Source organism: Amycolatopsis kentuckyensis (assembly GCF_002155975.1).
Taxonomy (GTDB): Bacteria; Actinomycetota; Actinomycetes; order Mycobacteriales; family Pseudonocardiaceae; genus Amycolatopsis; species Amycolatopsis kentuckyensis.
In genome coordinates this window covers 1-12,494 of sequence record NZ_MUMI01000534.1, presented here as the reverse complement: position 1 = coordinate 12,494, position 12,494 = coordinate 1, and the positions used below count along the sequence as shown (strand labels likewise).

Genomic DNA, 12,494 nt, shown 5'->3' with positions numbered 1-12,494 from the left:
ATTGGAGGTGCAACTCGCGTGATTGGGGGGACGACACGGTCAGGTGGCGAGGGTCAGGGAGCCCAGGTGGGAAAAGTGGGCGGCGATGCGGGACCCGCGGCGGACCGGGACCGCGTCCGTCATGCCGCCGGTCAGGACCAGCCAGCCCGGCTCCAATGCCAAGCCCCGGGTCGACAGGGCGTTGGCCGCCAAGGCGAGGGCCTCGGCCGGGTGGCCCTGGACCGCCGCGCCCGTTGCCGTGTCGACGATCTGGCCGTCCACCTCCAGCAAGGCCGCTTCCAGGGACAGATCCAGCGAGGCCGGGGGAAGCCCGACCGGGCCCACGCTGAAGTACGCCGACGAACCGTTGTCCGCGACGGCGTCCGGCAGCGTGAACCGGTAGTCCGCGTACCGGCTGTCGATCACCTCGATGCCGCCGTACACGTGCTCGACCGCCGCCAGGGCCGTTGCCGCCGTCACGCCCGGGCCCGCCAGGCGGCGGCCCAGGACGAAGACCAGTTCCGGCTCCGCGCGCGGGTGGATCAGCGGCGGCACCGGCATCCCCGCCGGCAGCACCATCGCGTCCGTCAGCCAGGCCAGCAGCGGACTGGCGATGCCCATCCGCTCCTGTTTGGCCCGGGACGTCAGCCCCAGCTTGACCCCGATCAGCGTCTCCCCGCGGGCCCGGCGCTGCCGCAACGCCTCGTCCTGGATCGCGTACGCCGTGTCGACGTCGAGGTCCGGCCATTCCGCCGAGAGCGGCGCGCGCTCCGAGACCGTTCCCAACAGCGCAGCGGCTGCCTCGCGCACGTTCACGATTCCTCCGAAAACACCGCTGTGACGCTGCCGACGCCGGCGATGGTGGTGACGATCGTGTCGCCCGGGGACACCGGGATCGCCCGGGTCATCGAGCCCGGCAGCACGACGTGCCCGGGCTCCAGGGTGACGCCCAGCGGCCCCACCGTGTTCGCCAGCCACACCAGCGAGTTCAACGGCGACCCGAGCACCGCGCCGCCCGCGCCCGTCGCCGCGACCGAACCGTTCTGGTACAGCACGCAGCCCGCCAGCCGGAGATCCACCGAACCCAAGGCCGTCGGCTTGCTGCCCAGCACCACCCCGCCCGACGACGCGTTGTCCGCGATCGTGTCGAACAGGGAGATCTTCCAGTCCTGGATGCGGGAGTCGACGATCTCCAGCGACGGCAGCACGAAGTCGACCGCCCGGACCGCGTCGGCGACCGTCACGCCCGGGCCGCGCAGGGCCGAGCCGAGCACGAACGCGATCTCCGGCTCGATCCGCGGCTGCAGGAACGCCGACGTCGGGATCGGCTGGTGCTCCAGGTGGAACATGCTGCCGGTGAGGTGCCCGTAGTCGGGCTGGTCGACGCCCATCTGCCGCTGCATCGCCGCCGACGCGAGGCCGACCTTGTGACCGCGGACGGCGTCACCGCCCTCGACCCAGTGGCGCACCTGCTCCTGCTGGATCCGGTACGCGTCCTCGACGCCCGCGTCGGGATACGTCTTGATCAGCGGCTCGATCGGCTCGCGCGTGGCATAAGCCCGCGCCAACGCCGCCGCAGCCTCCTGCACCTTGCTGACATCCACCCCCGGGACTCTGCCGTGCGCGCCCCGCCCACACAAGCGAGCATGTTCCGCCCAGCGGAACTCTCACGAAGCAACCTCTTGCGCGCGAGATAATTCGAGCGTAGCTTGGAGGACACAACAGGAAGGGACGTGAGGGACATGGCACCGACCCCGGCCGAGGTCACCAAGCTCGCCGAAGCCCGCGACGCACTGCGCGAGCGCCACCTGCGCCCGGCCGCCGAACGCCCGGCGACGAACGGCCGCGGCATCCACCACACCGCGCTGATCGCGAGCGACGTCGAGCGGACCATCGAGTTCTACCAGGACATCCTCGGCTTCCCGCTCACCGAACTCATCGAAAACCGGGACTACCCCGGCTCCAGCCACTTCTTCTTCGACGTCGGCAACGGCAACGCGGTCGCCTTCTTCGACCTGCCCGGTCTGGACCTCGGCCCGTACGCGGAAGTCCTCGGTGGACTGCACCACCTGGCCCTGTCCGTCACGCCCGAACGGTGGAGCGCGATCAAGGACAAGCTCGACGAGGCCGGGGTGAAGTACCTGCTGGAGAGCAAGACCTCCATCTACCTGTCCGATCCGGACGGTGCCCGCGTCGAGCTGATCTCCGACCCGCTCGGCGAGATGTACGGCGAGAAGATCGGCTGAAAGCGTGGTCCGGGCGTCGCGCGCCAACTAGCCTGTGCGCGACGTCTGGAGGTCCGATGTCCGACTGGTCGCTCTCCCGCGCGAAGGCACGGCTCGATCACCGCGAGCTGCTCGACGAACTCACCGCGCGCACCCGGTTCGAAGTGCGGCTGCACCTGAACGAACCGGCCACGAACGGTGCCTACGACGAGCTCACGAGCATCTTCGCGATCGGGCACGGCGAGTGCGCCGCCCTCCTGCGGCACCACCGGCTGCTGCCGTGGTGGGAACGCGCCCTGCTGTTCCGCTACGCCCGGCGCATGCACGGCAAGGCGATCACCCGCAGTGTCGGCGTGGTCCCCGCCGAGGTCGCGCCGCAGGCGGCGCGCGCGTTCGGCGCCGAGATCGCCGAGCTGGCCCCCGGCTCCGGGGACACCGGCGCGAAGTACGACCTGCAGGGCCGCGGCCTGCTGACCGTGTTCCGGATCGCCGTCGGCGCCAAGGGCGCGACCTGGTCCGACCGGCACGAGGTCGCGACGACGGCCGCCCGCAACATCCTCACCTGCGCCGCGACCTTCGCCCGCCGGAAGCCGTGGCACGTGATCTGGCCCGTCTACCGCGTCCGCGGCCTGCGGCTCTGGAAGCTTTGACCCCCGCCGCGCGTTCCACCGGTATGAACGCAGAGGAGATCCTCGCCGGCGCGAACACCATCGCCGTCGTCGGCCTGAGCCGCGACCCGGCCAAGGCCGCGCACGGCGTCCCGGCGGTCCTGCAGGCCCACGGTTTCCGGATCATCCCGGTGCACCCGACCGCGACCGAGCTGCTCGGCGAGAAGGTGTACCGGTCGCTGAAGGACATCCCGGAGCCGGTGGACCTCGTCGACGTCTTCCGGCCGGCCCCCGAGGCGCCGGGCATCGCCCGCGACGCCGTCGAAATCGGCGCCAAAGCGCTGTGGCTGCAGCAGGGCATCGTTTCCGCCGAAGCGCGCCGCATCGCCGAAGAAGGCGGGCTCGAATACGTCGAAAACCGGTGCACCGCCGTCGTGCGCGCGACCGCTTCGATCTCGAAGAGCTAGCCGGACGCTCCGAAGTGGACGATGCGGTGGTTGCCCGGCTCGGTGACCCAGACACCGCCCGTGCCGTCGTCGGCCATGTCCCTCGGTGAGCCGATCGGCTCGGCCGTGTCGGGCAGCGCGGCGCCCGTGCGGGTGTCGAACCGGGCGATGCGCCCGGTGTCGTCGACCAGCAGCCGCCCGGCCTGGTCGAGGGCGACCGCGCGGGGCCGGGACAGGCCGGCGAACTCGCGCACGAAGCCGCCCTGCCACGAAAACTGCACCACGCGGCGGTTGCCGGTGTCGGCGACGTAGACGTTGCCCGCCGCGTCGACCGCCACCCCTTCAGGCGCCTTGAGCCGCCCCGCCAGGACGCGCACGAGCGCGCCGTCGCGGGTGAACGCCTGGACCCGGTCGTTGCCGGTGTCGGCCACCCACACGCGGCCGCGGGTGTCGACGGCGATCCCCGAGGGCGCGCGGAACTGCCCCGGCCCGGCGCCGGGTCCGCCGAAGGCGCGCGGGAGCGCCGCGACTTCACTGCTGGTCACGGCACCAGGATCACCGGACCAAGGGCGCGGGAGCCAGGGCCGGGACGAGTGTTCAGCGACTGTTCCGCCTCCGCTCACCAGCTCCAGCGGGAGCACGTCCGCCGGTCGAGGAAGCTGTACGCGGGCAGCGGCCCGAGCCAGTCGGCCTGGACGCCGTCGTCGCGGGCGAGCCCGGCGACGGTGTCCCGGACGACGAGCAGGTCGCCCAGCCCGACCAGGAACGCCCACCGCTCGTCGGCGCTCTCACCCGCCGGCAGCGCCACCGAGTCGCGGGCCCGTTCGGCGACCCGGGACAGCAGCACATCCGAGCGGGCCGCCCGCCACGCCGACCCGGGTTCGGTGAACCGGAGGCAGACGTGCACCTCGGCCAGGCCGTCGAGCCGGTCGAGGTCGGCGCGGTAGGTGTCCGCGGCCGGGGCGAGCACGTCGGCGCGGACGGCGTCCTCGTCCTCGGCCACCGTGCCGAACCGGACCGGCAGCACCGGCCCGCCTTCGACGAGCGCGGACACCACCGCCAGGTGGGCCGCCGGGTCGGGCTCGGGGTCGCCGACGACCATCGCGAGGTCAGCCCAGCAGACCGTGCGCGGCGCGCGCGGGTGCCCGGCCCGGACGACGCCGTAGAGCTGCAGCGTCACGGCTGGTCGACGGGGATGGCGGGCTCCATCGGCACCGCCACCGCGGGCGTCGGCGGCGGGGGCGGGATCAGCCCCGTCGTCTGGCCGAGGCCCTGCGAGATCTGCCCGGGTGCGGTCGCGTTCTGCAGCCGCTGCATCGCTTCGAGGTACCGGATATAGGTGTCGACGCTGGCGATGACGATCCGGGCCTCGATCGCCAGCAACTCGATCCCGATCACCGACACCCGCACCGAGGCGTCGATCACGAGTCCTTTGTCGAGCAGGATGTCGAGCGTGTCGGCGAGGCCGCCACCGGTCTGTCCCGGTCTGGTCACTGCACTCCTTCGGTCGCGGGGATGTCGTCGAGGGCGGCGCGGATCTCGGCGAACCGGAGCTCCAGCGCGATGAGGGCCTGGCCGAGCGCTTCGACCTGGGCCGGGGTGAGGGTGCCGGCGTCGAGCCGCCGCAGGGCCTGCCGCTCCAGCACTTCCTTGAGGATGTCGAGCACGGTGACGACGAGGTGCCCGAGCCCGCGGCCGGCGTCGGCGGCGATCCGCTGGGTCATCCGGGCGTCCCCTCGATCCCGAGCAGCAGCAGCCGCAGGTCGAGCCGCACGAGATCGATGCCGGCGAGGGAGATGATGACGTCCCCGGAGACGACGGCACCGCGGTGCACGACCCGGTCGAGCAGGTCGACGACGGCTTCGGCGGTGTTGGTGCCGGAGGGGGTGAAGACCTCGGCGAGCAGGTCGCCCCGGCTCGGCGCCCCGGCACTCGCGAGGAGGTCGCCGATCGGCACTTCGGTGCCCGCGTCAGCCATTCGCCGTCGCTCCGAGCTCGAGGTCCGTGAACGAGTACGGCGGCCAGGGTCCCGAGGTCTCCACCGTCGCCCCCGCCGCGCCCAGCTCGCGGGCGAACCACTCGACCTCCGCGTGGAACTCCGCCTCCCGGCCGGTTTCCACCAGGTACGCCGTGTTCATCAGCACACCGTGCGGCCGGGCCCGGCTCACGCTGTCCGCCGCGTGGCGGCGCAACGCCTCTTCGAGCCGCCCCGCCGAGCCGACCACGTCCTCGCGGGCGCGCTGGATCGCCTTCAGCCGCTCGCGCCGCCTGACCAGGTACTGCGTTCCGGTCAGGCCCGCCGCGTCCGGGCGGGTGGTCACCGCCGGCTCCAGGTGCCGCACCCGGACACCCCACTCGCGGTGCCCGGCCACCTCGTCGAGGCAGCCGCGCGCCTGGTCGTACCCCGCCCGCAGGAGCCGGCGGGCGGCGTCTTCGCCGTCGAGGACCGTGCCGAACCGCAGCGGCAGCACCGGTTCGCTGCGGAACACCGCGCGCACCACCGCGTCGTGCTCGCGGGCCAGCTCGGCCAGCGTGCCGTCGACCGGGTCGAGCGTGTCGATGCGGTCGAAGCGCGCCGGCGCCACCTCGGCGACCACCACACCGAGGTCGCGGTAGCCGATCAGCCGCGGCGCCGATCCGATGTCCAAAGCGGACGGACGGTTGCGGGTGATCGCGTACGCGCAGAGCCAGTTTCCGGTGCTCACCGCGGTTCTTCCCTCCCGCCCGGCACGGGCAGCCGGGCCTCCAATTCGGCGACGCGCGCCGCCAGGTCGGTCGTCCCCAGTTCCGCTCGCGCGGCATTCGGGGAGAAGAACGGATCGTTCGTCCACCAGTCCATACCCATTTCCCGAGCGGTCTGCGCGGACGCGATGAACAGCCGGATCCGCAGCGTCAGCAATTCGACGTCGACGACGCTGACGCCGATGTCACCGGCGATCACGACACCCTTGTCGAGTACGCGTTCCAGAATGTCCGCCAACGAATCGGACGAAGCGGCCAATCGTGTCGACCTTCCTTTCAGGAATCGGTGGCACCCCGCGTGAACCGGCGCAGCCGCTCACACGCGCCGAGCTCGCCGTCGGCATCGATGTCCACCCGGTAGGTGGCCATCACACTGGTGGAGTCCGGGATCCTGGCCAGCTCGACGACGTCGACGAGCACGGACCAACCACCGTCGCCACGGCTCCGGATTCCGGTCACGGCGTGCGGGGTGAGCCCGGTCACCACGCCGAACTGGTCCGTCGCGGCGCGAATGGCATCGGCGGCACGGAGCCGGGAAACGGATTTCCCGGCACCTTCGGGGGCATTCTTGTTTTGAGCAGGGAGCGGCAGTGGCGATTCCGGCATCGCTTTCCTCGTCGCAGGTAGGGTGCCCACCGTAGCAACACTGCGGATCACGTGCAGCGCTGTCGCGGCACGGTATTTTTCACCGGTTCGCGGGAAAGATTGGGCAATCCGCGGCAACCGGCGGCGGCAAACGGCGCAACACCCGGACGCCCAGCGGCACCAATATCCGGAGAACAGCCGGTTGATTACGATCGAGTAACGTCCACGAGGCGGTAGCCCACGCCCCGGACCGTCTCGATGGTGTGGGTGCCGAACGGCGCATCGATCTTGCGCCGCAAGTAGCCGATGTAGACCTCGACGACGTTCTCGTCGCCGTCGTAGTGCGCGTCCCACACGTGGCTCAGGATCTCGTTCTTCGACAGCGCCGTTCCGGCCCGCCGCAGCAGGAACTCCAGCAACCCGAACTCGCGCGCGGTGAGCTCGATCCGCTTTTGTCCTCTGTGGACGGTACGGGCGGAGGGGTCGAGCCGCAGGTCGCCCGCCTCCAGCACGGCCGGCCGGGCCGGGGCGCCGCGCCGCAGCAGCGCCCGCAGCCGGGCGATCAGCACGACGAAGGAGAACGGCTTGGACAGGTAGTCGTCGGCGCCGAGGTCGAACGCGTCGGCTTCGTCGTACTCGCCGTCCTTGGCCGTCAGCATCAGCACCGGCGTCCAGTTCTCCGCCGCCCGCAGGCGTTTGAGCACCTCGTAGCCGGACAGCTCGGGCAGCATGATGTCGAGCACCACGACGTCGTACTCGTGCTCGGTTGCCCGCCAGAGGCCCTCGCGCCCGGTGTGCGCGACGTCGGCGGTGAAGCCCTCGGCCACCAGCCCGCGCCGCAGCGTCTCCGCGAACTCGCGCTCGTCCTCCACGATCAGCAGCCGCACTACTCCTCCTTCGGCAGTTCGATCACCGGCAGCTCGATCACGAACCGCGCGCCCGGTTCGCCGGACTCGGCGTAGCGCGCCCGGCCGCCGTGGCGGGCCGCGATGCCGGCCACGATCGGCAGGCCGAGCCCGGTCCCGCCGTGCCCGCGCTGCCGCGACGCGTCGAGCCGGACGAACCGTTCGAAGATCCGCTCGCGGTCGGCCTCCGCGACGCCGGGGCCGTCGTCGCTCACCTCGATCACGGCCAGGTCGCCGCGCACCGCGCTGCTGACGCGGATGCGCGAGCGCGCGTGCCCGCGCGCGTTGTCGACCAGGTTGCGCACCGCCCGCCGCAGCTGGGCCTCGCTGCCGTGCACCTTCGCCGGCCCGGCGCGGACCTCGACGTCCGCCGTGGTTTCGCCGCGGACGCGCTCGGCTTCGGCGCGGACGATGTCGTCGAGGTCGACCTCGGTGCGCTGCGGCCGGTCGGTCGCGTCGTCGGTGCGGGCCAGCATGAGCAGGTCGTCGACGAGCTCGCGCAGCCGCGCGGTTTCCCGGCCGATCACCGGCACCAGGTCCCCGGCGCTCTCCGGGTGCCGCCCGGAGACGTCGAGCGCGGTGCTGATCGTCGACAGCGGCGAGCGCAGTTCGTGGCTGGCGTCGGCGACGAACCGGCGTTGCGCGGCCTGCGCCGACGCGAGCCGGGACAGCATTTCGTTGAGCGTCACGGCCAGGCGGTGCACCTCGTCGCCGCCCGGCGGCAGCGGCACGCGCGCGGCGAGGTCGCGCGTCGAGATCTCCGCGACGGTCCGGCGCATCCGCTCGACCGGCCGCAGCGCCGAGCCGACCGCGCGGTACACCGCGAGCCCGGCGATGGCCAGCAGCGGCACGGCGATCAGGCCGAGCAGCAGCGTCAACCGCGTCGAGGCCTCCGTGACCGGTTCCAGCGAGCGCGCGGAGATGACGGTGAACGGCCCGCCCGGACCGGTCACCTCCTGCGACACGACGCGGTAGTCGTCGTTGTCGCCGTTCAGCCCGAGCGGCAGCGTTTCGACGATCTCGTGCCCGACGACCGGCCGGGCCGCGGTCAGCGGCGGGTGCCCGACGATCGCCGGGTCGCTCGCGATCGGCGTCCCCCGCGCGTCGAGCACCTGCGTGACGGCTTCGGTGTCGCCGGTGCTGGCGACGTCGCTGGCGCTCAGGTCGCGTGCGCCCTCGCGGATGAGCTGGATGGCGACCTGCCGCCCGGTGCTGCGGGCACTCTCGGTGACGCTGCGGTCGAGCGACTCCTCCAGCAGCAGCACCACGACCACACCGCCGACGGCGATGGCCAGCGCGAGGGCGAACACCGCCACCGCGGTGGCGCGCATCCGGACGCCGGTCGCGGCGATCACCTTGCCCAGTTTCACCAACGCAGCGTAGCCACGGACGACGCCGTCGCCCGGCCACGGCACGCTCGCCGCCACCGGTTCACGCGCCCCGGCGGCGGCGCGGGACCGCGAGCCGCTCCCCGCGCAGCTGCTCGACCTCGGTGAGGTTCAGCGGACCGAGCGGGTGCCCGACCGTCCAGGCCAGCAGCAGATCGGCCAGCGCGGGGTTGCGGGCGAGCGCCGGGCCGTGCAGGTAGGTGCCGACGACCCGGTCGGTCACCGCGCCTTCGGTGCCGTCGCCGTTGCCGGTGCCGCGCACGACCCGCCCGAGCGGCTCGCTGTCGGCGCCGAGCTTGCTGACGCCCAGGTGGTTCTCGAAGCCGGTCAGCGGCTCGCTGTCCAGCAGCCGGGACGGCGTGGCGACCAGCTCGGCGACCGCGCGCTGCTCGCCGGGTTCGGTGGTGACGTCGAGCAGGCCGAGCCCGTCGTGGTCGACGCCGTCGAGGCCGCGGAAGCGGGTGCCGAGCACCTGCAGGCCGGCGCACACGCCGAACACGACCGCCCCGGCCGCGACCGCCCGGCGCAGGCCCGGGTACTTGCGCAGGTGCGCGGCGGCCAGCACCTGGGCGCCGTCCTCGCCGCCGCCGAGCAGGTACAGGTCCAAAGTGGACGGGACCGGTTCGCCCAGCCCGACCGGGACCACCTCGGCGTCGAGCCCGCGCCACTGCAGCCGCTTCCCGAGCACCTGGGCGTTGCCGGTGTCGCCGTAGGTGCCCAGCACCTCCGGCAGCAGGAGTCCGATGTGGACGATCGAGTCACCCACCCGGCAACCTGCCGACCAGGTCGCGGAACGCGGTGTAGTTGGCGACCAGCTCGACGGCACCGGGCGGCAGCGCGTCGATCGCGGTGACCGGGTCCGGTTCGGCCCAGTGCGCGACCTCGGCGTAGCAGAGCCGGACGGAGAGGTCGGCGCCGCGCTCGCCGGTGACGACCACCTGGCGCCCGCGCAGCCGTTCGAAGTGGACGTCCCACAGCCAGGACAGGTCCCGGCCGTCGGCCTCCTGGGCGTTGACCGCGACGACGACCGGGGTGTCCTCGTCCAGCACGCGCAGCGTTTCCACCCAGCCGGCCGGGTTCTTGGCCAGCATCAGCCGCACGGAGTGCCGCGACCGGCGGATCGTCCGGTAGCGCCCGCCGATGTCGGTGATGGTCCGCAGCCGCGCGGCGGCGGTGTGCGGCGGCACGCCGAGCCGGTGCGCGGCGGCGAGCGCGAGGGCGGCGTTCGCGCGGTTGACTTCGCCGGGCAGCCGCAGGTCGAGGTCGACGTGGCGGCCACCGGGGGTGCGGACGAGGTCGCCGTCGAGCGTCCAGCCGGGTTCCGGGCGGGCGAGGCCGCACCCGCAGCTCCAGTGCCGGTCACGGGTTTCGACCCGGCCTTCGCAGCGGGGGCAGGCCGTCGAGTCACCGGTCCAGCGGCGGCCGGCGCCGACCCAGACGGCCTTCGCGGCCGCGCTCGCCGCGGACGTCACGAGGACGTCGTCACAGTTCGCGACGACGACGGTGTCGTTCAGTCCGGCGACGGCGGCCCGCAGATCGCGTTCGGTGGCGCGGACCTCGCCGACCCGGTCGAGCTGGTCGCGGCTCAGGTTGAGCAGGACGAGGACGGCGGGCCGGACCTGGTCGGCGACCCAGGGGACGTAGGTCTCGTCGACCTCGAGCACCGCGTAGGGCGCATCGGGGCGGGCGGTCAGGGCGGCGAGGACGCCGTCGGGCATGTTCGCGCCGTCGCTGTTGGCGGCGACCTCGGCCAGCGTTTCCAGGGCGCGGGTGAGCATCAGCGAGGTCGTGGTCTTGCCGTTGGTGCCGGTGACGAGCACAACGGTGCGTTCACGACCGAGGCGGCGCAGGGCGAGCGGATCGAGCGCCAAGGTGACGCGGCCACCGATCATGCCGCCGCGGCCGAGCCCCGAGCTGCGGGACAGCCAGGCGGTCAGCCGCCCGGCGGCCACGGACGCGCGAGTGCGGAGGGGACTTCGGACGGACACCGGCTGGATGCTGCCTGCGGGCCGCTGTGATTTTCCTGAGTCCGTGGCGCGGGTCTCTACAGCGTGACGACGACCTTGCCGTGGACGTGCCGCGCGGCCTGCAGCGCGACGGCGTCCCGGATCCGCTCGACCGGGAAGACGGCGGCCACGGGCACGGTGAGCCGTCCGGCGACGATGGCGTCGGCGATCTGCGCCAGGGCGCCCGGCTCGGCATCGGCGCCTCCGGTGGCACGCACCCCGCCCGGCGGGTGGGGGCCCGCGGCGATCGTGGCGATCCGCTCGGGCGGGACACCGAGTTCCAGCGCGGCCTCCGCCGTCTCCGTGCCGAAGAGGTCGACGGCGGCGGTGACTTCCCCGACCCGGCCGGCCAGGCCGGGCCCGTAGGCGACGGGTTCGGCGCCCAGCTTGCGCAGGAACGGGAAGGTGCTCTCCGCGGCGGTGCCGATCACGGTGGCACCGGCGAGCTTCGCGAGCTGGACGGCGAAGATGCCGACACCACCGGCGGCCCCGCCGACCAGGAGGGTGTCCCCGGCCCGCACCCCGACGGCGGCCAGCGCGGCGGCCGCGGAGGAGCCGGCGACGGGGAGCGTGCTCGCCACCTCGTCGCTGATGCCGTCCGGCGTGGGGAGGACGGTGTCTTCCGCTGTCACGACCACGAAATCGGCGACGGCCCGGCCCAGCGCACCGCCGTAGACGCGGTCGCCCACGGCGTGTGCTGCGCCGGGCCCGGCTTCGTCGACCACACCGGCGAAGTCGTACCCGAAGCCGGACGGCAGGGTGATGCCGAACCGCGCGGCGGCCTCGGGGTTCGCGGCGAGGCCCCAGTCCATCGGGTTCAACCCGGCGGCGGTGACGCGGACGCGCACCTCACCGGGGCCGGCGTGGGGTTCGGGGACTTCCCGCAGCTCCAGCACCTCGGGGCCACCGAACTTCTCGTAGACGACCGCTCGGCTCATGGGGACCTCCTGTTATGGGACTTGGTCCCGTCACCGTACACCTTTTGACGGGACCAAGTGCCGTAAGCTGGCGGTCATGGCCCGCTGGGAACCGAACGCACCGGAGCGGCTGAGCAAGGCGGCACTCGAACTGTTCGCCGAGCGCGGCTACGAGAACACGACGGTGATCGACATCGCGGCGCGCGCGGGACTGACGAAGAGCACGTTCTTCCGGCACTTCCAGGACAAGCGGGAGGTGCTGTTCGGGGGGACCACGGTGGCCGGCCTGCTCGCCGCGGCTGTTTCCGATGCTCCGGCTTCGGCGACGCCGCTCGAAGCGGTGACGTGCGCGATGGACGCGGCCGGCCGGGAGGTTTTCCCACCCGGGCGACGGGAGTTCAGCGCGCTGCGCCGGTCGGTGATCGCGGCGCATCCGGAGTTGCAGGAGCGGGAGGCGTTGAAGGGACTGGCGATCACCGCGGCGATGGCGGAGGCACTCCGGCGGCGCGGGGTGCCCGACTTGGCTGCACGCGTGGTCGCCGAGCTGGGCGGGCTTGCGATGAAGATCGGTTACGAGCGGTGGGTCGAGGGGCAGGCCGACGACTTCGGTGCGGCTGCGCGGCGGGCCCTGGGTGAGGTGCAGGCGGCCGTCGCGCGCTGAGCGGTCTTGGGCCTGAGCGGTCTTGGGCCTGA

The 12,494-nt window shown here is 72.9% G+C and carries 19 protein-coding genes; 4 read left to right on the top strand and 15 right to left on the bottom strand.

The features are described from left to right. Nucleotides 1–39: 39 nt before the first annotated feature. Together CCN39_RS40645 and CCN39_RS40640 are read right to left on the bottom strand one after the other, a co-directional pair. Entirely contained in the window at nt 40–795 is a 756-nt protein-coding gene (locus CCN39_RS40645; protein WP_434781157.1) for a 2-keto-4-pentenoate hydratase, read from the bottom strand. Further along, nucleotides 792–1,583 carry a 2-keto-4-pentenoate hydratase gene (locus CCN39_RS40640; protein WP_086851563.1) on the bottom strand — a complete coding sequence of 264 codons (792 nt, stop codon included), beginning with the start codon at nt 1,581–1,583 and terminating at the stop codon, nt 792–794. The genes CCN39_RS40645 and CCN39_RS40640 overlap by 4 nt, the downstream gene beginning before the upstream one ends. A 138-nt stretch (nt 1,584–1,721) precedes the next feature. On the opposite strand from CCN39_RS40640, the gene CCN39_RS40635 reads away from it, so the two are divergent. From CCN39_RS40635 to CCN39_RS40625, 3 genes are read left to right on the top strand one after another with little or no spacing between them, the layout of a single operon-like run. After that, the gene (locus CCN39_RS40635; RefSeq protein WP_167455327.1) at nt 1,722–2,225 is read left to right on the top strand and encodes a VOC family protein; all 504 of its coding nucleotides are present in this window, start codon (nt 1,722–1,724) and stop codon (nt 2,223–2,225) included. Between the two features lie 56 nt (nt 2,226–2,281). Then, the gene (locus CCN39_RS40630; RefSeq protein WP_086851560.1) at nt 2,282–2,854 is read left to right on the top strand and encodes a hypothetical protein; all 573 of its coding nucleotides are present in this window, start codon (nt 2,282–2,284) and stop codon (nt 2,852–2,854) included. Nucleotides 2,855–2,877: 23 nt separating this feature from the next. Further along, entirely contained in the window at nt 2,878–3,279 is a 402-nt protein-coding gene (locus CCN39_RS40625; RefSeq protein WP_086851558.1) for a CoA-binding protein, read from the top strand. On the opposite strand, the gene CCN39_RS40620 is transcribed toward CCN39_RS40625, so the two are convergent. From CCN39_RS40620 to CCN39_RS40560, 13 genes are all read right to left on the bottom strand, one after another. Next, a complete protein-coding gene (locus CCN39_RS40620) occupies nt 3,276–3,803 on the bottom strand; it encodes an NHL repeat-containing protein (protein ID WP_086851556.1) in 528 nt (175 codons plus the stop codon). The genes CCN39_RS40625 and CCN39_RS40620 overlap by 4 nt on opposite strands. A 74-nt stretch (nt 3,804–3,877) precedes the next feature. Continuing rightward, on the bottom strand, nt 3,878–4,438 hold the full coding sequence (locus tag CCN39_RS40615; RefSeq protein WP_086851553.1) for a GvpL/GvpF family gas vesicle protein: 561 nt from the start codon (nt 4,436–4,438) through the stop codon (nt 3,878–3,880). After that, nucleotides 4,435–4,752 carry a gas vesicle protein GvpJ gene (gvpJ, locus tag CCN39_RS40610; protein WP_086851551.1) on the bottom strand — a complete coding sequence of 106 codons (318 nt, stop codon included), beginning with the start codon at nt 4,750–4,752 and terminating at the stop codon, nt 4,435–4,437. The genes CCN39_RS40615 and gvpJ (CCN39_RS40610) overlap by 4 nt, the downstream gene beginning before the upstream one ends. Then, the gene (locus CCN39_RS40605) at nt 4,749–4,982 is read right to left on the bottom strand and encodes a gas vesicle protein K (protein ID WP_086851549.1); all 234 of its coding nucleotides are present in this window, start codon (nt 4,980–4,982) and stop codon (nt 4,749–4,751) included. The genes gvpJ (CCN39_RS40610) and CCN39_RS40605 overlap by 4 nt, the downstream gene beginning before the upstream one ends. After that, a complete protein-coding gene (gene gvpJ / locus CCN39_RS40600) occupies nt 4,979–5,236 on the bottom strand; it encodes a gas vesicle protein GvpJ (RefSeq protein ID WP_086851547.1) in 258 nt (85 codons plus the stop codon). Before gvpJ (CCN39_RS40600) ends, CCN39_RS40605 begins: the two co-directional genes overlap by 4 nt. Then, a complete protein-coding gene (locus CCN39_RS40595) occupies nt 5,229–5,963 on the bottom strand; it encodes a GvpL/GvpF family gas vesicle protein (RefSeq protein ID WP_086851546.1) in 735 nt (244 codons plus the stop codon). Before CCN39_RS40595 ends, gvpJ (CCN39_RS40600) begins: the two co-directional genes overlap by 8 nt. After that, nucleotides 5,960–6,259, bottom strand: a complete 300-nt coding sequence (locus CCN39_RS40590) for a gas vesicle protein (RefSeq protein WP_086851544.1) — start codon at nt 6,257–6,259, stop codon at nt 5,960–5,962. The genes CCN39_RS40595 and CCN39_RS40590 overlap by 4 nt, the downstream gene beginning before the upstream one ends. Before the next feature lie 17 nt (nt 6,260–6,276). Further along, nucleotides 6,277–6,657 carry a gas vesicle protein GvpO gene (locus CCN39_RS40585; RefSeq protein WP_244211220.1) on the bottom strand — a complete coding sequence of 127 codons (381 nt, stop codon included), beginning with the start codon at nt 6,655–6,657 and terminating at the stop codon, nt 6,277–6,279. 134 nt (nt 6,658–6,791) lie between these two features. Further along, on the bottom strand, nt 6,792–7,472 hold the full coding sequence (locus CCN39_RS40580) for a response regulator transcription factor (protein ID WP_086851541.1): 681 nt from the start codon (nt 7,470–7,472) through the stop codon (nt 6,792–6,794). Continuing rightward, nucleotides 7,472–8,860, bottom strand: a complete 1,389-nt coding sequence (locus CCN39_RS40575; protein WP_244211219.1) for a sensor histidine kinase — start codon at nt 8,858–8,860, stop codon at nt 7,472–7,474. The genes CCN39_RS40580 and CCN39_RS40575 overlap by 1 nt, the downstream gene beginning before the upstream one ends. Before the next feature lie 61 nt (nt 8,861–8,921). Continuing rightward, nucleotides 8,922–9,644 (bottom strand): type 1 glutamine amidotransferase, encoded by a 723-nt coding sequence (locus tag CCN39_RS40570; protein WP_086851539.1) that lies wholly within the window; start codon nt 9,642–9,644, stop codon nt 8,922–8,924. Beyond that, the gene (locus CCN39_RS40565; RefSeq protein ID WP_086851537.1) at nt 9,637–10,830 is read right to left on the bottom strand and encodes a MurT ligase domain-containing protein; all 1,194 of its coding nucleotides are present in this window, start codon (nt 10,828–10,830) and stop codon (nt 9,637–9,639) included. Before CCN39_RS40565 ends, CCN39_RS40570 begins: the two co-directional genes overlap by 8 nt. 92 nt (nt 10,831–10,922) lie before the next feature. Continuing rightward, nucleotides 10,923–11,822, bottom strand: a complete 900-nt coding sequence (locus CCN39_RS40560) for an NADP-dependent oxidoreductase (protein WP_086851535.1) — start codon at nt 11,820–11,822, stop codon at nt 10,923–10,925. A gap of 76 nt (nt 11,823–11,898) precedes the next feature. Here CCN39_RS40560 and CCN39_RS40555 point away from each other — a divergent pair, with 76 nt between their 5' ends. Next, a complete protein-coding gene (locus CCN39_RS40555; RefSeq protein ID WP_086851533.1) occupies nt 11,899–12,462 on the top strand; it encodes a TetR/AcrR family transcriptional regulator in 564 nt (187 codons plus the stop codon). Nucleotides 12,463–12,494 lie beyond the last annotated feature (32 nt).